General features: G+C 39.7%; 16 protein-coding genes. 13 read left to right on the top strand and 3 right to left on the bottom strand.

Annotated elements, in window-relative coordinates:
- The first annotated feature begins 372 nt into the window (after positions 1-372).
- Both typA and FPQ13_RS08795 read left to right on the top strand, forming a co-directional pair.
- Positions 373-2,202 (top strand): translational GTPase TypA, encoded by a 1,830-nt coding sequence (gene typA / locus FPQ13_RS08800; RefSeq protein ID WP_144088969.1) that lies wholly within the window; start codon positions 373-375, stop codon positions 2,200-2,202.
- 266 nt (positions 2,203-2,468) lie between these two features.
- Entirely contained in the window at positions 2,469-2,930 is a 462-nt protein-coding gene (locus tag FPQ13_RS08795; RefSeq protein ID WP_144088968.1) for an ATP-grasp domain-containing protein, read from the top strand.
- A gap of 90 nt (positions 2,931-3,020) precedes the next feature.
- Here the strand turns inward: FPQ13_RS08795 and FPQ13_RS08790 are convergent, their stop codons facing one another.
- Entirely contained in the window at positions 3,021-5,666 is a 2,646-nt protein-coding gene (locus tag FPQ13_RS08790) for a thermonuclease family protein (RefSeq protein WP_144088967.1), read from the bottom strand.
- 256 nt (positions 5,667-5,922) lie between these two features.
- Positions 5,923-7,716, bottom strand: a complete 1,794-nt coding sequence (locus FPQ13_RS08785) for a glutathione ABC transporter substrate-binding protein (protein WP_144088966.1) — start codon at positions 7,714-7,716, stop codon at positions 5,923-5,925.
- Positions 7,717-8,172: 456 nt separating this feature from the next.
- Here FPQ13_RS08785 and FPQ13_RS08780 point away from each other — a divergent pair, with 456 nt between their 5' ends.
- The 6 genes from FPQ13_RS08780 to FPQ13_RS08755 all read left to right on the top strand — a co-directional run bounded on the left by FPQ13_RS08780 (position 8,173) and on the right by FPQ13_RS08755 (position 14,439).
- Positions 8,173-9,084, top strand: a complete 912-nt coding sequence (locus FPQ13_RS08780; protein ID WP_377863165.1) for an ABC transporter permease — start codon at positions 8,173-8,175, stop codon at positions 9,082-9,084.
- A 21-nt stretch (positions 9,085-9,105) separates the two neighbouring features.
- Entirely contained in the window at positions 9,106-10,026 is a 921-nt protein-coding gene (locus FPQ13_RS08775; RefSeq protein ID WP_144088965.1) for an ABC transporter permease, read from the top strand.
- Positions 10,027-10,049: 23 nt separating this feature from the next.
- Positions 10,050-11,081 (top strand): ABC transporter ATP-binding protein, encoded by a 1,032-nt coding sequence (locus FPQ13_RS08770; protein WP_144088964.1) that lies wholly within the window; start codon positions 10,050-10,052, stop codon positions 11,079-11,081.
- Positions 11,053-12,111: an ABC transporter ATP-binding protein gene (locus FPQ13_RS08765; protein WP_144088963.1), complete on the top strand. Its 1,059-nt coding sequence runs from the start codon at positions 11,053-11,055 to the stop codon at positions 12,109-12,111. The genes FPQ13_RS08770 and FPQ13_RS08765 overlap by 29 nt, the downstream gene beginning before the upstream one ends.
- A gap of 149 nt (positions 12,112-12,260) precedes the next feature.
- The gene (locus FPQ13_RS08760) at positions 12,261-13,454 is read left to right on the top strand and encodes a glycine C-acetyltransferase (protein ID WP_144088962.1); all 1,194 of its coding nucleotides are present in this window, start codon (positions 12,261-12,263) and stop codon (positions 13,452-13,454) included.
- Between the two features lie 31 nt (positions 13,455-13,485).
- The gene (locus tag FPQ13_RS08755) at positions 13,486-14,439 is read left to right on the top strand and encodes an NAD-dependent epimerase/dehydratase family protein (protein ID WP_144088961.1); all 954 of its coding nucleotides are present in this window, start codon (positions 13,486-13,488) and stop codon (positions 14,437-14,439) included.
- A 122-nt stretch (positions 14,440-14,561) separates the two neighbouring features.
- On the opposite strand, the gene FPQ13_RS08750 is transcribed toward FPQ13_RS08755, so the two are convergent.
- Complete coding sequence (locus FPQ13_RS08750; RefSeq protein WP_186279622.1) at positions 14,562-15,044, bottom strand: tetratricopeptide repeat protein; 483 nt, start codon at positions 15,042-15,044, stop codon at positions 14,562-14,564.
- Between the two features lie 504 nt (positions 15,045-15,548).
- Between FPQ13_RS08750 and FPQ13_RS08745 the strand changes: the two genes are divergently transcribed.
- From FPQ13_RS08745 to hutH, 5 genes are all read left to right on the top strand, one after another.
- A complete protein-coding gene (locus FPQ13_RS08745; RefSeq protein ID WP_144088959.1) occupies positions 15,549-17,168 on the top strand; it encodes a BCCT family transporter in 1,620 nt (539 codons plus the stop codon).
- Between the two features lie 485 nt (positions 17,169-17,653).
- Positions 17,654-19,276 carry a BCCT family transporter gene (locus FPQ13_RS08740; RefSeq protein ID WP_144088958.1) on the top strand — a complete coding sequence of 541 codons (1,623 nt, stop codon included), beginning with the start codon at positions 17,654-17,656 and terminating at the stop codon, positions 19,274-19,276.
- 61 nt (positions 19,277-19,337) lie between these two features.
- A complete protein-coding gene (locus FPQ13_RS08735) occupies positions 19,338-19,886 on the top strand; it encodes an acyl-CoA thioesterase (RefSeq protein ID WP_246065446.1) in 549 nt (182 codons plus the stop codon).
- Positions 19,887-20,081: 195 nt separating this feature from the next.
- Complete coding sequence (gene hutP / locus FPQ13_RS08730) at positions 20,082-20,531, top strand: histidine utilization transcription antiterminator HutP (protein ID WP_144088957.1); 450 nt, start codon at positions 20,082-20,084, stop codon at positions 20,529-20,531.
- A 116-nt stretch (positions 20,532-20,647) separates the two neighbouring features.
- Complete coding sequence (gene hutH / locus FPQ13_RS08725; RefSeq protein WP_186279623.1) at positions 20,648-22,120, top strand: histidine ammonia-lyase; 1,473 nt, start codon at positions 20,648-20,650, stop codon at positions 22,118-22,120.
- The last annotated feature ends 178 nt before the right edge of the window (positions 22,121-22,298 follow it).

The following is a 22,298-nucleotide window of genomic DNA, read 5'->3' as shown; positions in this document are numbered from 1 at the left end:
GTCGAACCGCCCGTCAATCGGTTGCAGCCGCCCGACAAACGCGTCGAACCACCCGACAACCGGTTCTAGCCGCTCGACAAGCGAATCAAACCGCCAAACGAGCAGGCCAATCTGCCCCGTAGATCCGTTAAACATGACTCATTTCAAAACTACTCGCCAATTGGCGGGTTTTTTTGGATCATGCTAAAAATTCCTCGCTACGATCGATACGTGTTAAAAGCTTCAGAGTGTGGAAAGTAAGCATATAAGATCATCGACAGGAAAACACTTTAAATAGATTTGTTTTTCACATAAAAAAATAATTTTGATTATTAGGTATTCACCACATATTGTGGTAAAATAGAAAAGTTGAAAAGAACTAGGAGGAATGATATGCAAGTCTCAAAAGATATCCGCAATATCGCAATTATTGCACACGTCGATCACGGAAAGACGACGTTAGTTGACCAATTACTACATTACTCAGGAACATTTAAAGAACATGAGCACATCGATGAACGTGCCATGGACTCCGATGACATTGAAAAAGAGCGTGGAATTACAATTTTAGCTAAGAACACAGCTATTAATTATAAAGATACTCGAATCAACATTATGGATACACCTGGACACGCCGATTTCGGTGGCGAGGTCGAACGGATCATGAAAATGGTTGATGGGGTGCTTCTAGTGGTTGATGCCTATGAAGGCTGTATGCCACAGACGCGCTTTGTGTTAAAGAAAGCATTGGAGCAAAAGCTTCAACCAGTTGTCGTATTGAATAAAATAGATCGCCCGAACGCTCGTCCAGACGAAGTCGTTGATGAGGTTCTTGATTTGTTCATCGAACTAGGTGCAGACGATGAACAATTGGAGTTTCCGGTTGTTTACGCTTCAGCTCTACAAGGTACATCTGGAAAAGAAGCAGGAGAACAACAGGAGACAATGGACCCTGTGTTTGAAACGATTATGGACCATATTCCTGCACCGAAACAGGATGTGGACGGTCCACTTCAGTACCAGATTACGTTACTTGATTACAATGATTATGTCGGGCGAATTGGTATTGGACGAATTTTCCGAGGACGAATTAAAGTAGGCGACAGCGTTTCATTAATTAAAAAAGACGACACAGTGAAAAACTTCCGTGTCACCAAATTATTTGGTTTTCTCGGTTTGAAGCGTACAGAGATTCAAGAAGCACAAGCAGGTGACATCGTTGCAATCGCAGGTGTAGAAGATCTTAACGTTGGGGAAACAGTCTGTGATCAAAATCATCACGACCCACTTCCTGTTCCACGTATTGATGAGCCGACATTGCAGATGACCTTTGTTGTAAACAACAGTCCGTTTGTCGGAAAAGAAGGCAAGAAAGTCACTTCTCGTAAAATTGAAGAACGTCTTTTGACACAGTTAGAGACGGACGTCAGCTTACGAGTAGAGCCTACAGATTCACCGGATGCATGGAAGGTTTCCGGGCGTGGAGAATTGCATTTGTCAATTTTAATTGAGAATATGCGACGTGAAGGGTACGAACTGCAAATTTCCAAGCCTGAAGTTATCATTAAAGAAATTGATGGTGTGAAATGTGAGCCGATGGAACGAGTTCAAATCGATGTACCGGAAGAATATACCGGAGCGGTTATGGAGTCGTTAGGTGAGCGTAAAGGTGAAATGCGCAATATGGAAAACCAAGGAAATGGTCAAGTTCGTTTAGAGTTTAACGTACCATCCCGTGGTTTAATTGGATATTCCACTGAATTTATGACGCAAACACATGGTTACGGAATCATTAACCATTCATTTGATCAGTACGCACCATTTATTTCCGGACGCGTAGGCGGACGACGTTCAGGTGTTCTCGTTGCACAAGAACGTGGAAAAGTAACGAACTACAGTATCTTAGCTTTGGAAGATCGTGGTACGATTTTTGTCGAGCCAGGAACCGAAGTTTATGAGGGTATGATTGTAGGCGAACATAACCGTGAAAATGATTTGACGGTTAATATTACAAAAGAAAAAGCACTCACAAACGTTCGTTCAGCGAACAAAGATAATACGGTAAATATTCGTAGTACACGTACGTTAACATTAGAAGAAGCAATTCAGTTTCTAAATGAAGATGAGTATTGTGAAGTCACTCCAGAATCGGTACGACTTCGTAAGAAAATCTTGAATAAGAGTGAACGTGAACGTGATCAGAAACGTGCCAAAAAAGCATAAACAAACTGGAAAATCTCTTGCTGCATAAGCAAGGGATTTTTTTGTTCAAAAAGAATCAATTTCACACAAATGAAACCATGCCGTTAAATAACGTAAGTCTTTAGTCAGTATAGAGGAGAAAATGTTTTAGTAAAGAGTGAGAGAGGGAAGGGACGTTTGTCCTAATAGACGGTCTCACAACAAGCCTGATGAGGTTTAACTTTTACTGAAAACGAGTACATAGATAAAACAAGTTGAAATACAAAGCCATAAGAAGGTGATACAACATGAACATTCTTATTTGTTCAACAGGATCTAGAGTAAAAATGACTCAATATATAAAAGAAGCTGTCAAATCATCTGGAGGAAAAGTGATTGCAGGTGATTCAGACCCATACTCACCAGCATTGTTTGCTGCTGATGATTATGTATTATTAAAACCAGTTGACGATGATGAATACATGTCGTCCATCATACAAGCGTGTAATCAAAAAGAGATTGATGCCATTATTCCATTGATTGAAGAAGAAGTTCCAAAGCTCGTAAAAAACCAATCTGTTTTAGGTAACATCGGTGTGAAGTTAGCGACGAGTGATCAAGACTTAGTTGATGTGTGTACGGATAAATTAAAAACCTATCAATACATCGATCAGCTAGGGTTTCCTGGAGTGCCGACATTTTCAACGATCGCAGAAACATTAACGTTGCTTAATGAACGAGATTTTGATTATCCACTGGAATATGGATGATGAAGTATTCAGAAGTCATGTTACGTAAAATCGACTCGTCTAAATAAAAATAATAAACCAGCTAGCGCATATGGCTAGCTGGTTTAATGATTAAGATGCTTGTTTTTCCATCCGTTTGAAGAGCTTTTCGATTTCGTGACCAATTTTCTTATAATGCGAATCTTTACCGTTGTTCTGGTATTTGATCATTGCTTTCTCAATATGCTTTATGGCCGACTTGATATGTTGTTCCGTATTACCGTTCGTTTGAATATGCGTAGTTAACTCTTCTTTAAGCTGACTTAATGCTGTTTGCATATCTTTTTCAGAAGCCATCTCGAGAAGAGAGTCAGTCACTTGCGCGATGGATTTTTCACCTGCCACATAGCCATCGAGTAAAGAAACTGCTTCGACTACATCTTGTGAGTTTCTTGGCATCAGTTTGTATTCATCATAGTTATACGTAACGACACCAGTTACAGATTCATATGTTTTTCCTGTTTCGACAAAGCCATCATAGGAGTCGATGACAAATGCTCCTTGATCATCGCTAGCTTGATAGTTAGCATGATTATCAACAGACTCAACAGATACATTGTTCATTTGAACGAGTTGCCCCTCTAAAGATTCACCTAAATCACTAGATGTAACGACTTTAGGAGCTGGGACACCTGAATTTTTTTCAACAATTGTTGTATTCGCAAGCGTTGGTTGAACTTGTAGTAAACCGAAGTACTCTTCCGTTCTTCCTTTTACGCGAACCTTATCTCCAACTTCTACGTCTGAACCAGCGAGACGAACAACAATTCCAGCACTGTCATCTTGAACGTAGTAATTTGTGGAACCACCGACCGCGAAAGCGGCAGTCACGACGCCTTCAAAATGGACACGTGTGTCTAGAGCGGAATCTCTGACCTCTTGTAAGCTTGTTATCGGAAGTTCTTGTAATAAATCATTTTCATCCCTTGGCATTACTTTAAAAGCGCCAAAATTATAGTCGAGGACTCCGATAATTGTGTCATACGTTTCACCGACCTGTAAAAAGCCCGCGTCATTATCAATAATGAATTCTCCGCTAGCATCTTTTACTGTGTAGTCGTTGTATTGATTCACGCTGAGTACTTCAACATCTTCTAACTGAACCAACTGTGCCTCCAGTTCTTCACCGATTTGGTCAGACGTAATGACGGTAGGCTCAACGGTTGTCCCTTCACCAATTACCTCAGCGCTTGATGCCTCTACCTGAAGCATGTCGTAATATTCATTCGTTACACCCGCAGCACGGATGTGATCACCGACATTGGCATTCAGTTGGTCTGTACGTACGACAATTCCAGCCGTTTCATCTTGGACGTAGTAATTTGTTTTACCAGATTGGTTGATTTTGTGTGTAATTGTTCCTTCAATCATTACATTCGTACCAACTGAAGCCGCACGTGCATCAGCGATAATTGGTTCACGGTCGAATGCAGGTTGATACCCTTCGTTCAATGCTGACATTTCATCCGGGAAGAAGATACGCTTATCAATCGGGACGTTTTTCCAATCGTCAGGCATGAAGTATTCTTTTGTTTCTGAATTACCTGGGTATCGATATAATGCTCGTCCATCATAACGAGCTCTGAATTCAAACGGTAGTTCCATTAGTGGGTTTTCTTGAGACCACATATTGTTCCCTTGGTTAATGGCTTCACGTTGAATTTGCTGGTATTCCTCATAAGTTGTTTGATCGCCGATTGGCCAAATAAAGTAAGTCGCTGCATAGCCATTTCTCACCATTTCTTTGTTCGTGTTTAAGCCATCTGATTTACGTACGACTTCAGCGAGCAAACGGCCGTAAGTATCTAATGGTTCTGCACCCATTTTTAAAATAACTTTATCGCCTGGTTGAATATAGGAAGCTAATTGCTTTGTTGCTTGATCACCATGATATTTTTGTGAATGATTGGGGTCTTCGTTTATCAAATTAGAATCATATTGGTCTAAGTGGTAAGTTTCTGGGGTGTCTATGTTTAAAAAACGAATTGTCGTTGTTCCGAGTATCGCTTGTTGAATTTTAATGGTGTCACCATCGACAACGCGTTCAACGGTTGCTTCATACTCTTCTTGAACTTCATTTGACGGAGGCTCAACTTTATTATGCGAACCTAAGTGTTCAAACGTGTCGCTATAAAAAGCAATCCACTCATCAAACGAAAAGGGGGAGGTGAGATCTGTGTTTCCTTGCGTAACCGCAACGTCTCTGACAAGCGTCATATTCTGAGTCTTGGCGTCGTTGTTCCCCCAGTAGCTGCCTGGGTCTTCTCCAACTACGCCAACTCGGTCAATAGCTACACCTTGTCGTGTTGTTTCATCATAATTTTTGAACAAAACAATGGCATCATCACCGTTGAAGCCATAAAAATAAGAGGATCCTGTTAGATCAGCCTTTGCTAAAAGCTCATCAGAACCTCTTTCATTTGCGATGACGAATGTATCTCCTGAATTAAGTGTTCCCGAAAGAGATAATGCGTTTGCATTTCCATCTCCAGGTTCTTGGGAAGCTCCATTCGCGAAATTAACAATTGTGTATTCAGATAAGTCAATTGTACTTCCTGTTCCATTGTACAATTCAATTGCCTTGTTGTAGCTGCTACCTTCTACATACTCAGAGATAATCAAGTCCTCATGACTATCTGCTTGAATAGCAACTGGAACAAGTAAAAAGAGTAATACTGAGACGATTAACATGATTAAACCGGAATTTCTTTTCTTCACGCTCACTTCTCCTCCTTTAATAAAATCAGTTTCATTATATCGCAATTCAAATAAAAACAAATGAAAATTTACAAGAAAAAGAAAATTGCGTCATTAGTCCTATTATAAATAAATTGAAATGGAATAAGTCATTATGTATGCCAAGTTGTAATCTAGGAAAAAAGGGACTCAGCTATTTTATGTTGAGAGTTGAATTAGAAAAAGAAAAATAGAAAAAACCGGAGGAAATCATTCCTCCGGTTTTAATAATCAATAATTATTCACCGATTGTAACATCTTTTAACTGATAGATTCCCAATGTATCAACAGAGAAGTTTTGAACTTCTTCGCGAACACCAGTCAAGTAGTTTTGGTGGTGAATGTAAAGCATTGGAGCTAGTTCAGTTAATTTTTCTTGTGCTTCTTTGTAAATTTCAGCACGTTTTTGTTCGTCAGTCTCACGACGACCTTCGTCAAGAAGCTTATCAAGCTCTTCATTTTCTAAGAATGAACGGTTACCTGGAGAACCGGCCATAGAAGAATGGAATAATGCATATAGGCCGTAGTCAGCATCACCTGTTACAGTGGACCAACCAAGAACGAACATGTCATGCTCACCATTTGCAGTTCTTTCTAGGTAAGCACCCCACTCAAGCTCTTCGATTTCTACAGTAATACCATATTCTTTCAAAGCATCTTGAACGTAAAGAGCAGTTTCTACACGCTGCTCGTTATCGTTTGTCCATAGAGTCGTTTCGAAACCATCACCGTAGCCAGCTTCCTCTAGAAGTTTTTTCGCTTGGTCTGGCTCATAGCCTAAACCTTTAACACTATCATCATATCCGAATACACCTGGTGCCAATGGACCAGTTGCTGGTGTACCATTACCTTGGTAGATTCCTTCGATGATCTCTTCGTTGTTGATAGCTAGGTTAATTGCTTGACGTACTTTTGGATCATCAAATGGTTCTTTCTCAACATTGAATCCAATGTAAGACAAGCTTGTAGACGGTTGGTTATTTACGCGTGTATCTTCATTGCTTTCTACACGGCTAACATCTGTTGGCTGAAGTGGGTTTACAATGTGAGATTCACCAGTTTCCAATTCAGCAATACGAGCAGATGGTTCAGGTACTACTTTAAATGTAACAGTTGATGGTTTGGCAGGCTCACCCCAGTAATCTTCGTAACGGGATAGAACTGTCTTTTCACCAGACTGACGCTCTTCTAATTTGAAGTAGCCAGTACCGATTGGGTTCTGAGCAGAGTGGATACCAGTGTATTCCGCTAGGTCTGCTACATAACCTGCTTCAACCTCTTCACCTTCATCATTTTCTTCCATTCTAGAATACTCTTCGCTACCGTCAGCTCTTGCTTGATAATATTCATCAAGCGTGATGTCTAGGCCTGCTTCTGAGATTGCATTCTCATAGTCAGCGTCGATGACATCCTTACTCATGACACCACCAGCATCGTGAGCTAAGTGAGCTAGAAGTGGAGCGAATGGATATTCCGTCTTAATTTCTAGTTCGTGATCACCAAGTACATTAACTTCTGTAACCATGTCATAAAGGAAAGCACGTGGTGATGCAACTGCAGGGTCAAGTACACGATCAAGGTTCGCTTTTACGTCTTCAGCCGTAAAGTCAGAACCATCATGGAATGTTACACCTTCTCTAAGTGTGAATACCCATGTCGTGTCATCTTTTTGTTCCCAATCTGTTGCAAGACCTTCGACGATATTCATGTCTGCGTCTTGTTCAACTAAAGTTTCATAAATGTTGTCACGAACGTTACTGGAAGGAACGTCGTTTTCTATGTGTGGATCTAATGAAACAACATCAGAAGATACTGCTAGGACGAGGTCATTGCTGCCATCTCCTCCAGATGCTTCTTCACCTTCACTGTCTTCAGAATCAGATTCACTAGAATCTTCTTCAGAACCAGACTCTTCAGAACCGCTTTCTGACTCGCCTTCACTATCAGACTCGCCATCACCGGCACATGCTGCCAATACTAGAGATAGACCTAGCATTAACGCGAAAAGCCAAAGTAGTTTTTTGGACTTCATAGTGCGTGTTACCCCCTTGAGAATATATCGTTTTCCCTATGTAGGATAGGGTTAAAAAAATCATACCTTATTTTTTCACAATTAGCAAGGTTTCATTTAATCAAAAATCCAGCAAACTTCGCACTTTAATTTATAGTGAAATAGTATTGTATAAGATATTTTTCATTCTTTTATCCCTTTTCAGAATAATTTCTATATAAGAAATAATGTTGTCAAAATTTTGTCTAGCGTTTATGATAATCTAGAAACGGTTCAAATATACTTCCTTAACATCCTATATTTCCTTCCAGAAATCTACTAATTACGTAATCGAATAGATTGGTATAATAAGTAGTACTTTCTTTACCTAAAATGTCATACAATTTTGAAAACGAATTGGATGTTTCGGCAAGACAATAATGAGCAGACATATAGTGAGACCGATTTCTCAACAATGAAAAAAGGGGGGCTCCTGGAATGGCGAATCAAAACATAGAACAAAATACTGATCATTCTGAAGTTGAATTACAAGCGATGAACGTTAAGAAACCGTCTCCATGGAAAGATTTCTATAAACGCTTAAAAAGGAACAAAGCTGCATTAATTGGTTTCTATACAATTGTATTTTTATCAATTGTATCCATCGTCGGTCCATTCCTGTTATCAATGGACCCAAGTGACGTAGATGTCATTAACAAATTTAGTCGACCATCCGCTGAACATTGGTTTGGAACAGATCATATGGGAAGAGATATTTTCACTAGAATTGTTTACGGGATGAAATATACGCTAGGTGTAGGGTTCGGCTCTGTATTCTTAGGTGCCATTATGGGTGTACCATTAGGAATTGTTGCTGGATACTATGGAGGGCGAATTGATAGTTTCATCATGCGACTCATAGACATTTTACTAGCCTTCCCAGGAATCTTACTCGCGCTTGCGATTGTAAGTATTTTAGGTGGTAGCTTAGTAAACGTTACGATTGCAGTAGCAATTTATGCAATACCTGGCTTTGCAAGAATTGTGCGTGGCTCAACATTGGCGGCGAAAAAGCTTGAGTATGTTGATGCTATTCGTGCACTTGGTTCATCAGACTTACGAATTATTTTTAAGCATATCTTGCCAAACGTTTCTTCACCGGTGATTGTAAACGCGACACTTTATATTGCTTCAGCAATTCTTACTGCAGCAGGGCTTTCGTTCTTAGGGATGGGTGCTCAGCCACCGATGCCGGAGTGGGGTGCTATGCTGAATGACGGAAGAGATTACATTTTCGATGCTGGATATATTGCGTTCTTCCCGGGTATGGCAATTGTTATCGTTGTATTGGCATTTAATATTTTCGGTGATGGATTACGAGATGCTCTCGATCCGAAATTGAAGAACTAGGAAAGGGGTGCGAAAAGAAAAATGACAACTTATATTATACGTCGTTTATTTCAATTAATACCCGTACTGTTTGGTGTAACATTGCTTGTGTTCCTATTAATGCATTTGACACCAGGGAATCCAGCTCAGCTCATTGCGGGTGAAACAGCATCTCAAAGTACAATTGAACGGATCGAAGTCAGCATGGGTTTAAATGATCCGCTTCCAGTTCAATATGTAAATTTTGTAACAGATGTTGCTCAATTGGATTTTGGTTATTCTTATAGAAATAACACACCAGTTTTTGAGGAAATTAAACCAAGGTTTTGGATAACGATGGAACTGGCGATTTATAGTACGATATTAAGTATTTTTATTGGATTAATTGCTGGTATTGTTTCTGCTGTTCGTCAATATTCTGTGCGAGATGTGACGATTATGATTATTGCATTATTCGGGATGTCTATGCCGAACTTCTGGCTAGGACTTATGTTGATGAACTGGTTCTCTATCCAGTTAGGATGGTTCCCGCCAACCGGTTGGGGATCGGCCTCACAAATCGTGTTACCTGTTATCACATTAGGTACAGCCGGTGCAGCAGTCATTGCTCGAATGACGCGTTCCAGTATGCTTGATGTTATTTCTCAAGACTATATTCGAACAGCACGAGCAAAGGGAGTTCATGAACAAATCGTTATCTATAGACACGCACTGAAGAACGCTTTAATTCCAGTTGTAACGGTCGTTGGTTTGCAATTCGGAACATTATTGGCAGGTACAGTACTTACTGAAACGGTATTTAGTATTAATGGACTAGGCCGATTGGTGATCGATTCAATTATGGCGAGAGACTTCCCAGTCGTGCAAGCTTGTATTTTAATCATTTCAGTTATTTTCGTAGTCGTAAATTTAATCGTAGATATTTCATACACATTATTGAACAAACGTATTGATATGGACTAATAAATGAAAGTGAGGTGGAATCATTGAGTACAAACGAATCCATACTTGAAGTAACAGATCTCCGGACGTCTTTCTTTACTGAAGGTGGTGAAGTCAAAGCAGTCGATGGAGTGACCTTTGATGTACCAGCAGGAAAAACCCTAGGTATCGTAGGAGAATCCGGATCAGGTAAAAGTATTACTGCGATGTCTATTTTGCAGTTGATCAGCCACCCAGGGAAAATTAAAGGTGGAGAGATAAAATTCAGAGGAAAGAACCTCTTAGATTTAAGTGAAAAAGAGATGCGTAAAATCCGCGGAAATCAAATCTCAATGATTTTCCAGGAACCAATGACCTCTTTAAACCCAACATATACAGTCGGACAGCAGATCCGAGAATCATATAAAATCCACCAAGGATTGGGGAAAAAAGAAGGTAGCAAACGAGCGATTGAGATGCTGAAGCTTGTTGGTATTCCTTCACCTGAGAAGCGATTGGACCAGTATCCATTCGAACTGTCTGGTGGAATGCGTCAACGTGTCATGATTGCGATGGCTTTGGCGTGTAAACCAGATTTGTTGATTGCAGATGAGCCGACAACTGCTTTGGATGTGACAATCCAAGCGCAAATTCTTGAATTGATTAAAGAATTGCAAGATGAGTTAGGCATGTCTGTCGTCATGATTACACATGACTTAGGCGTAGTTGCTGAAACATGTGATTATGTAGCGGTTATGTACTGTGGTAAAGTCGTTGAGTATGCTGATGTGAGAACACTATTCAAAAATCCACGTCATCCATATACAGTTGGTCTTTTGAAATCTCTACCACGTAGTGATCGAGACCAAGAGGAATTGACACCAATTAAAGGAACTGTCCCTAGTCCGGATGAAATGCCTGTTGGCTGTCGATTTGCACCGCGTTGTCCGTTTGCAACAAACCTTTGTCATGAAAAATTGCCATCTCTGGATGATGTCGGAGATGGAGAACAAATTCGCTGTTGGATTTACACAGATGAGTGGAACGGCGACCCGGGGGTGAAAGTATATGAGCCAGAAAGAACTACTGAAGGTTAAAAATTTAAAACAGTACTTCCCAATTAAAGGTGGCATTTTTGGCCGGACTGTTAACAATGTTAAAGCGGTTGATGACATATCTTTCACCGTACATGAAGGAGAAACAGTCAGCGTCGTTGGAGAATCCGGTTGTGGGAAATCAACGACAGGCCGAGCTATTTTACGATTGGATAATCCGACAGACGGCACTGTTGAATTCGATGGTGTTAACTTGTTGGACTTAAATAAAAAAGAAATGCGCAAAATGCGTAAAGATATGCAAATCATTTTCCAAGATCCATATGCTTCTTTAAACCCACGCCAAACAGTACGTGAAACATTAAGGGAAGCAATGGCGATTCAAAACGTCGTTCCGAAAGAAAAGAGAGCCGACCGAATTGCTGAATTGTTGGAAACAGTTGGATTGCAGCCATACCATGCAGACCGCTACCCACACGAATTCTCAGGTGGTCAGCGTCAGCGTATTGGGATTGCGCGTGCATTGTCTGTTGATCCAAAGCTAATCGTTTGTGACGAAGCAGTTTCAGCATTGGACGTATCTATCCAAGCACAAGTGCTTAACTTATTGAAAAAGTTCCAAAAAGAAATGAATCTTACGTATCTATTCATTTCACATGACCTTGGCGTTGTACGTCATATTTCAGATCGCGTCATTGTCATGTACTTAGGAAAAATTGTTGAGGTAGGAGATAAGAAATCAATCTTTGAAAACCCTCAACACCCTTATACAAAAGCTTTATTATCCGCTATTCCAGTACCGGATCCAGATCATAATAAAGATCGGATCTTCTTACAAGGAGATGTACCGTCTCCAATCGATCCTCCTACTGGCTGCCGTTTCCATACGCGCTGTCCATTTGCGACAGAACGTTGTAAGGAAGAAACACCTGAGCTAAGAAGCGCAGGCTATATGGCAGAAGGACACCAAGGCGCTTGTCATTACATGGAGTTAATCGAGTCTGGTGAACACCAGCCAACTCGTGAAACAAGTAATGTGCGTATGTTGGACGAGGAACCTGAGAAAGTTTAATAAGAAAACAAGCAGGAGGCCAAATGGTCTTCTGCTTTTATTTAGCAGGCAAATAAAGCGCTTACATACAAATTTGCTATTCCGTTACAATGGATAAAAATCATGTTATGATACTAGTGGGAAATGAAAAAGATTCAGGAGGTAACGAAATGCCTAGTGATACGTTAGATCAATTTTTGAATGAAAATTTACAGGAATTAAAAGACCAAGGTCTTTATAATGAGATTGAAGTGGTAGAAGGTGCTAATGGTCCGAAAATAACGATTAAAGGAAAAGAGTTAATCAATTTATCCTCTAATAACTATTTAGGCCTTGCAACAGATGATCGATTAAAAGAAGTCGCAAAACAACATGTTGAATCACATGGCGTTGGAGCGGGTGCCGTTCGTACGATTAACGGAACATTAGATGTACACGTTGAGCTTGAAGAAAAAATTGCTGAATTTAAAGGTACTGAAGCAGCAATCGCTTATACTTCCGGCTTTAACTGTAATATGGCTGCTATTTCTGCCGTAATGGATAAAAATGATGCAATCTTATCTGATGAATTAAACCATGCTTCCATTATCGATGGCTGTCGTCTGTCCAAAGCGAAAATTATTCGTTTCAATCACTCAGACATGGAAGACTTAAGACAGAAAGCAAAAGAAGCCAAAGAATCAGGTCAGTTTAACAAAATTATGATTATTACTGATGGTGTATTTTCCATGGATGGAGACGTTGCAGATCTTCCAGGGATCGTCGAAATCGCTAAAGAGTTTGATTTAATTACGTATGTTGATGATGCCCACGGATCTGGAGTGATGGGGAAAGGTGCCGGCACGGTAAAGCATTTCGGTCTACAAGATGAAATCGACTTTCAAATGGGTACTCTTTCCAAAGCAATCGGCGTCGTCGGTGGCTACGTAGCTGGTAAACAAAACCTGATTGACTGGTTGAAAGTTCGTTCTCGTCCTTTCCTATTCTCAACATCCTTATCACCTGCAGACGTAACCGCATGTACAAAAGCGATTGATTTGTTGATGGAATCAACAGAGCTTCACGATCGTTTATGGGAAAATGGAAACTATTTAAAAGAAGGGTTGAAAAACTTAGGATTTGATATTGGTGAAAGTGAAACACCAATTACGCCTTGTATTATCGGAGATGAAAAAACAACCCAAGAATTCAGTAAGCGTTTGTACGAAGAAGGTGTTTATGCAAAGTCCATCGTCTTCCCAACTGTTCCACGTGGTACAGGTCGTGTAAGAAATATGCCGACAGCTGCACACACGAAGGAAATGCTGGATGAAGCTATTTCGATTTATGAAAAAGTCGGAAAAGATATGGGAATTATCCAATAGAATAGAGAGAGGAACAGAGGGGGATTCCTGAATGAAAAAGATTTTAGTAACAGGAGCGCTCGGTCAAATCGGATCTGAATTGACCGCGCAGCTAAGAGAAACGTATGGACATTCGAATGTAATTGCCACTGACGTTCGAAAGTCTGAAAACTTAAATGACACGAATGGCCCCTTTGAAGTACTAGATGTTACAGATGAGCGGGCCATGCACGATATCGCAAAGAAATATAATGTAGATACGATTATGCACTTAGCTGCATTATTATCAGCGAAAGCAGAGAATCACCCCCAATTTGCTTGGAACTTGAACATGGGTGGATTGATGAACGCGTTGGAAGTAGCACGAGAACTCGACGCCCAATTTTTTACCCCGAGTTCAATCGGTGCTTTTGGACCGAATACCCCAAAAGATCTCACGCCACAAGACACGATGCAACGCCCGATGACGATGTATGGTGTCAATAAGGTTGCAGGCGAATTGTTATGTGATTACTATTATAATCGTTTCGGTGTCGACACACGAGGAGTTCGCTTTCCTGGACTGATTTCCTATGTAACAGAACCAGGTGGTGGCACGACAGACTATGCGGTTGAGATTTATTATGAAGCGTTGAAGCAGAATAAATATACATCATTTATCGGAAAGGGCACACAAATGGATATGATGTATATGCAAGATGCGATTGACGCAATCATTCAACTGATGGAAGCAAACCCAGAACGTTTGCAACATCGCAATGCCTTCAATGTAACAGCATTTAGTGCTGAGCCAGAAGATTTCAAGCGATCCATCCAACAACATTTACCTACTTTTGAACTGGATTATGAAGTCGATCCTGTAAGACAGAAGATTGCGGAAAGCTGGCCAAACTCTATTGATTGCACAGCTGCAAAAGATGAATGGGATTTTAAGCCGCAATATACACTAGATGACGTCACTGAAGATATGTTGACGAACGTTAAGAAAAAACTAGAAAATGATTAAAAAAACATCCCCTGACCGTTCAATGAGCGGTTTTCGGGGATGTTTCTATTTGTGTATTCCATGCGACCTTCTTACAAACTATTTTAGATAGTTTATGATACGAAAAGTTTGCGAGACCGATTTTAATTGAACGATTCATCAAGTCTGCTCGCATAAAAAGTAAACTCTTGTTTATGTTTCAGTATGTTTTCATCTTTTGTTGTTTCCAATAACTTAGAGAGTACAATTTCCATTGCTAAATCTGATTCATCCATATTATATAAGGTCATGGCAAAATAAATATAAAATTCATTCGCAGCAGGGAACTCACTCATACCAATTTCAAATGCTTCTTTTGCATTCTCATATAAACCGACAGCACGATAACTCGCTCCGAGATGAAATAACGAATTTTTGCGTATGTCTTCAGACAAATCCAATTCAAGTGCTTGGTTAAAGTATGTAATTGCTTGGGGCAGCATTTCAAGATCTTTATGTATTAATCCTGCTTCGAACAGAATTGACGGATCATTTGCTTGTTCTTCTGCTAAACGTGTGATTTCTTTACGCGCGCTTTGAAGATCTCCATTTTGTTTTAAATCAAAAAATGTATGAAGTAATTTCATTTTTCCACTCCTATTCATACTGGTTTTCCGTAGACGTTATTTTGTAGCCCAGCCTTGTTTCTGAACCTTAATGAAATTGTATCAGAAGTTACAAGTAGAAAGGAATCAAGTTGTAAAAGTGGTTTTGAGTGCTCGATAGCTCCCAATGAGCAAAAAAGCATACCGCAAAGCCTTGTCGGAAATAAATTAGACTCAACCACAAACAAAAACGCTGTTCAGACCAAAAGAACACGACAGAGCAAAGAAAAGTAAAGTTTAATTGATAAATTTTTTGAAAATTCCCAGGAATAAACTATATATTAGCGAGGAATACATTGGATTAAGAAGAATTATCTTAGATTATATAGCTTAGTCGAAAAATACTCAAAATAGCTCGCAATTAATCCTATAAAATATATAATATCATTTTTGACTAGTGTTCACAGATTATCTACAATTTAAGATTGAATAGCTAATAATTCAGTAGGTTGGCTTTTCAAAAAAATTGAGAGGATTTTTTTCCTAATGGCAAATGAGAAAAAGAAGCAGTTTACAAAAAAGAAGTATTATTCAGATGAATATCTGGGGACAGGAGTTCAATGGGGATCTTTTATTATAAGTGGCGGATTTCTGTTGTTATTTGTTATTTTGGCATTCTTTTTGCCAGATAAGATGAGTTCATGGGTGAATAATTCATTTGATTTTTCCGCTAAATATTTTGGTCTATATTGGCAAATTCTTCTTTTCGCAACATTTATTGTCGGATTGATTTTAATGTTTTCTCGGTATGGAAGAGTAAAGTTAGGACTTGTAGACAGTCCTCACTACAGTAATTTCCGTTGGGTCGCAATGATTTTAACGACATTACTAGCTTCTGGTGGTGTGTTTTGGGCAGCTGGTGAACCAATGTCACACTTTCTCGACACACCTCCACTATTCGTTGATGGAGAATTAACAGAGTGGGATAAAGCAGTTATCGGTCTCTCCCAATCGTTCTTACATTGGGGATTTAGTGCCTGGGCAATTTTAGGTACGACGGCAACAATTGTATTAATGTACGCACACTATCATAAAGGTATGCCACTAAAACCGCGTACGATCTTGTATCCGATTTTTGGAGACAAGTTATTTAAGAAGAATAATATTATAGGTATTTTAGCAGACGTTACTTCCGCCATTGCAGTTGCAGCTGGTACGGTAGGTGCAATTGGCTTTTTAGGATTACAAGCATCCTATGCTGCTGAACAAATTTTCGGTTTACCGAATACATTAGCAACACAAATTACATTTATCGTTATCTTAATTGCCATTGCTACTGTATCGGCAATCACAGGTGTTGATAAAGGAATTCAGATTTTAAGTCGTTTCAACGTTGGTTTTGCGGTACTTCTTATGATTGTTATTTTAATCATTGGGCCAACAATGTTTTTATTTGATGCATTTGTAGCGGCTGAAGCGTTTCAAATTTCAAACTTCCTCATGATGAGCCTGACCCGTGGAGATCCTCAATGGTTAGCTTGGTGGACGGTTTTCTTCTGGGGATGGTTCATCGGATTCGCACCAATGATGGCAATCTTTATTACACGGATCTCGAGAGGCAGAACAATCCGTGAGTTGATTTTAGCTGCCGGTATTTTTGCACCAGTTGTCAGTAATATCTGGTTTACGGTTCTAGGTGGAACTGGAATTTTCTTTGAAATAGAAAAACCAGGTATCATTTCAGAGCCGTTAAATAACTCCGGCCAAGAAGCCGCAGTGATGGCGATCCTTGAACAGTTGCCATTTACGTCGATTATGGCATTTAGTTTCTTGATTATCACAATTATCTTCGTAGCAACGACAACAGACTCAATGGCTTATGCCTCTGCTGTTTCTGTTACAGGAAATGATAACCCGAAAACGTCTGTCCGTGTATTCTGGGCATTAATCTTTGGGGCGATAGCAATCGCTTTATTGGCAATGGGTGAAAGCAATGTAGGTATGTTCCAAAACTTTATTGTTGCTTCTGCAGTACCTGTATCACTACTCATGCTTCCACCTGTATGGGATTCAGTGAAGATTGCACAAGAGTTAGCGGTTGAACAAGGAATTAAAAAGAAAAAAGAATATTCGTTTGAAGAAGATGACAATTATCCACATGTCTAGATTTCATCGAAAGAATGCTACTATACTATCTATCGTAGCTAATAAGATGGAAGGAGCGCGGAAGAGAGAATGGATTACCGCAAAAAATGATGCGATGATTCAAGAGTTCTTGCGAAAAGATTCGGAATTGATTTTCCGTAGGATTCACCGAATAACAGAAACAAAAGATCACTCGAAATAAAAAAAGGCCCGATGATTTAATAACGAATCATTGGGTCTTTTGATTTCAAGCTCTACTATTCAACTTAGAACCATTAAAATTAGTAGCATAAATTTAACATTAGTGGGGAATACAATTACATAGTGAGGAATTATCTGAAATTAGATAGCTGAGTCAAAAAATACGTTAAATTGCTCGTTATTATTCAAGCATAATATATAACACGTTCTTTGACGATTGTTCACAAATTATCTACAATTTACTATTGGGTAGCTAATAGAACATATTTTTAGTTAACAAAAAAAGTGAGAGGGTTTTTTACGGAATGGCTAAAGAGAAAAAAACGACGCAGTTTACAAAGAAGAAGTATTATACGGATGAATACCTAGGCACGGGTGTTCAGTGGGGTTCCTTTATTATAAGTGGAGGATTCCTACTATTATTCGTTATTCTGGCATTCTTTATACCAGATAACATGAGTTCTTGGGTGAATAATTCATTTGATTTTTCAGCCAAGTATTTTGGTTTATATTGGCAGCTCCTCGTCTTTGCAACGTTTATTGTTGGATTGATTTTGATGTTTTCCAGGTACGGAAGAGTAAAGTTGGGACTTGTAGACAGTCCTCTCTACAGTAATTTCCGCTGGGTTGCAATGATCTTAACGACATTACTAGCTGCAGGCGGTGTGTTTTGGGCAGCCGGGGAACCAATGGCTCATTTTCTCAACACGCCTCCATTGTTCGCAGATGGGGAATTAACAGAATGGGATAAAGCGATTATCGGTCTTTCCCAATCGTTCCTGCACTGGGGCTTCAATGCTTGGGCAATTTTAGGAACAACGGCAACAATTGTATTGATGTACGCTCACTACCATAAAGGTATGCCGTTAAAACCACGTACGATTTTATATCCGATTTTTGGAGATAAGTTATTTAAAAGAAATCATGTTGTTGGAATCTTGGCAGATGTCACTTCAGCGGTTGCAGTTGCAGCTGGTACAGTAGGTGCAATTGGCTTTTTAGGATTACAAGCATCCTATGCCGCTGAACAAATTTTCGGTTTACCGAATACATTAGCGACACAAATTACATTTATCGTCATACTTATTGCCATTGCTACAGTATCGGCAATCACAGGTGTTGATAAAGGAATTCAGATTTTAAGTCGTTTCAACGTTGGTTTTGCGGTACTTCTTATGATCGTTATTTTAATCATTGGACCAACTATGTTTATTTTTGACGCGTTTGTATCAGCTGAAGCTTTTCAAATCTCTAACTATCTCATGATGAGTTTAACGCGTGGAGACCCTGCATGGTTAGCAGGTTGGACAGTCTTCTTCTGGGGTTGGTTTATCGGATACGCTCCAATGATGGCGATCTTTATTACGCGGATTTCAAGAGGTAGAACAATCCGTGAATTAATTTTAGCCGTAGGTATCCTTGCACCAATCGTCAGTAATATCTGGTTTACCGTTCTAGGCGGAACAGGAATTTTCTTTGAAACGAAAAATCCTGGAATCATTTCAGAACCGTTGAATAATTCCGGCCAAGAAGCGGCAGTAATGGCGATTCTTGAACAAATGCCATTTACATCGATTCTTGCTTTCAGTTTCTTGATTATCACAATTATTTTCGTAGCAACGACAACGGATTCAATGGCTTATGCATCTGCTGTATCTGTTACAGGAAATGATAATCCGAAAACGTCTGTCCGTGTATTCTGGGCATTGATCTTTGGTGCGACAGCTGTTGCTTTATTGGCAATGGGTCAAAGTAACGTTGGTATGTTCCAAAACTTCATCGTTGCTTCAGCGGTACCTGTATCGTTTCTCATGTTGCCGCCAGTTTGGGATTCAGTGAAGATTGCGAAAGAGTTAGCGGTTGAACAAGGAATCAAAGGGAAAAAAGAATATTCGTTTGAAGAAGATGACAATTATCCACATGTGTAGAATTCATCTTTAAATGCTACAATAAAGTGTACAGTAGCTTAAAAGATGGAAGGTGTTATATTTGAGTGATCACTTAGAAGCAAAACCATGTTCTCATTCATTAACCGTGAGAAACTCACATGTTTTGCCACCTGATACCAATATGCATGGAACATTGTTTGGTGGAAAGTTGATGGAATATCTAGACGACGTGGGAGCAATCGCTTCAACACGACATGCTCGGAAGCCAGTAGTTACAGCTTCCACAGACTCCGTAGACTTTTTGCATCCAGTCAAAGCAGGCCATACCATTTGTTTAGAAGCTTTCGTCACTTGGACACATCGGTCATCCATGGAAGTTTTCGTTAAAGCCATTACTGAAAACTTGTTGACCGGCGAACGCCAAGTTTGCGCAACGGCTTTTATGACAATGGTTGCGGTTGATGCAGATGGCAGGCCGGTGGAAGTACCACCTGTTTATCCAGAAACCGAAGAAGAAAAATGGCTATATGATGGCGCAGGAGAGCGGATGAATTACCGTAAAAAACGTCGTGATGATTCAAAAGTTCTTGCGGAAAAATTCGGAACTGACTTTCCGTGGGATTCACCGAATAACAAAAACAAACGATAATTCAAAATATAGAAGACCCAATGATGTGATGAACATTCATTGGGTCTTCTTACATCACAAGGAATAACCGTTAATAAGCTCGAATAAGATGTTGATTAAATGGTCGATCTTCATAAAGTTTCAAGGAATTTAAAATTGACAGTAAATATAAAGTAACATACAATTCAGATAATAACGTTTTAAGTGAGGCCAATAATGGAGAAAGACAACCAAGTAGGAATCGGGAAGTTTGCTTTGCAGCTCGTATTAGACTTTAGTGATGAGACAGATGCTGCAAATAAAAACCATTCAAATAGCAATTATGATTTTTGTATAGGCAAGACAGGGGCGATGGATTTAAAAAAAGTCGTTTCAGCAATTGAGACGGCATCCAAACGGAATCAAATAATTAAAGAAGACTTGTACCGGGAAACACACGCGTTATATCACGCTATTTTAGAAGCCATACAAGGTGTTACCCGGGGTCAGTCACAATTAGGAGAAATTATGCGAACTGTCGGTTTGCGTTTCGCCGTTGTAAGAGGGAAGCCGTACAAAAATAAAGCGGAAGGCGAATGGCTTGCCGTTGCGCTCTATGGGACGATTGGGGCACCGATCAAAGGATTAGAACATGAAACCGTCGGCCTTGGAATTAATCATATTTAGAATTTGCCCAGTCGAGTCATAAGTAACTAGGGGGCTTGTATTCAAGATGAATTCTTGGATATAAGCCCCTTTTTGCTTTTTTAGGAAAAAATCGAATTTAACTATTGGGGGTAATGATTATGCAAATAAGTGGTAACGAACTGACAATTGCTGATGTTCAGCGAGTTGTTTATGAAAATGAAACCGTTTCGTTGAAGACTGATCAACTGAAGAAGGTTAAGCAAAGCCGGAAGTTTGTAGAAGAAGTATTATCAACAGAGCAAACGATGTATGGAATTAATACAGGTTTTGGTCATTTAGCAAATGTAACAATCGACCAAGAAGATTTAGAAGAACTTCAGTTGAATTTAATCCATTCCCACGCTTGTGGCGTAGGTGAGCCTTTTTCTGAAGAGATTAGTCGAGCAATGGTTTTGCTCCGTGCCAATGCGTTAATGAAAGGAAATTCAGGTGTTCGACCAGTGATTATAGAACGCTTAGTTGATTTATTAAATCATCAAATCCATCCGGTCATTCCACAGCAAGGTTCATTGGGAGCAAGTGGTGACCTAGCACCATTAGCTCATTTAGCGCTTGTCTTAATGGGTGAAGGAGAGGTTTATTATAAAGGAACAAGACTACCAGCAATTCAGGCATTATTGGAAGAAAATTTGAAACCACTGACATTAAAAGCGAAGGAAGGACTCGCGTTGATTAACGGTACGCAGGCAATTACAGCTGCCGGTTGTATCGCGTATCTTGGAGCTGAGCAGCTGATGCAACAAGCAATCAAAATCGCCGCCATGACGGTTGAAGGATTGGAAGGCATTCGGGATGCATTCGATGAACTGATTCACCATGCGCGTGGTTATCCAGAGCAGATTGAAGTGGCGAAACAAATTCGAGAGCTACTTAAGGATAGCCAACTTACGACAGCTCAAGGAGAAAAACGCGTACAAGATGCTTATTCATTACGATGTATTCCACAAGTATTCGGTGCATCTTGGCAAACGCTGAATTATGTGAAAGAAAAATTGACGATTGAGATCAATGCGGCTACTGATAATCCATTAATATTTGCAGAAGAAGGTAAAATTTTATCCGGTGGTAACTTCCACGGCCAGCCTGTAGCGATTGCAATGGATTTACTGAAAATTGGTGTCGCAGAAATGGCGAACATGTCTGAGCGACGTGTTGAACGTTTAGTAAACCCACAGTTAAATGATTTGCCTGCATTTTTGAGCGCTAAGCCAGGCTTAGAATCGGGAGCTATGATTTTACAATACACGGCTGCTTCGCTTGTTTCAGAAAACAAAACATTGGCTCATCCAGCAAGTGTTGATTCCATTCCTTCATCAGCGAATCAAGAAGACCATGTCAGCATGGGAACCATCGGTGCGAGACATGCTTATCAAATCGTTAGGAACACAAGCAAGGTACTGGCAATTGAGTTGATTTGTGCAATGCAGGCTGTAGAATACCGAGGAGTTGAACGAATGGCAAGCGAAACAAAAGCTTTTTATGAGCAATCCCGAAAGATTGTTCCGAGCATTACAAAAGATCGAATCTTTTCAAACGATATTGAAAAGTTAAGTAATTATTTAATGTAAACTGACCAACGTGGATCGAACAAGGAAAGACTCTGAAACATTGTCTTAAACAGTGAAATAAGAGATTGATAATTTCCATGAGAAAGGTGATGGGTAGAGAACTTTGTGAGCAGATTTTTTATGAAGACTCGGTTACTAGAACATCTAGAGCTACTGGATGTTGATTGTAAACAAATCT

Origin of the sequence: Allobacillus salarius (assembly GCF_007559425.1) — a bacterium.
Taxonomy (GTDB): domain Bacteria; phylum Bacillota; class Bacilli; order Bacillales; family Alkalibacillaceae; genus Allobacillus; species Allobacillus salarius.
The sequence above is the reverse complement of the archived record's forward strand: the minus strand, read 5'-3'. Positions and strand labels throughout refer to the sequence as shown.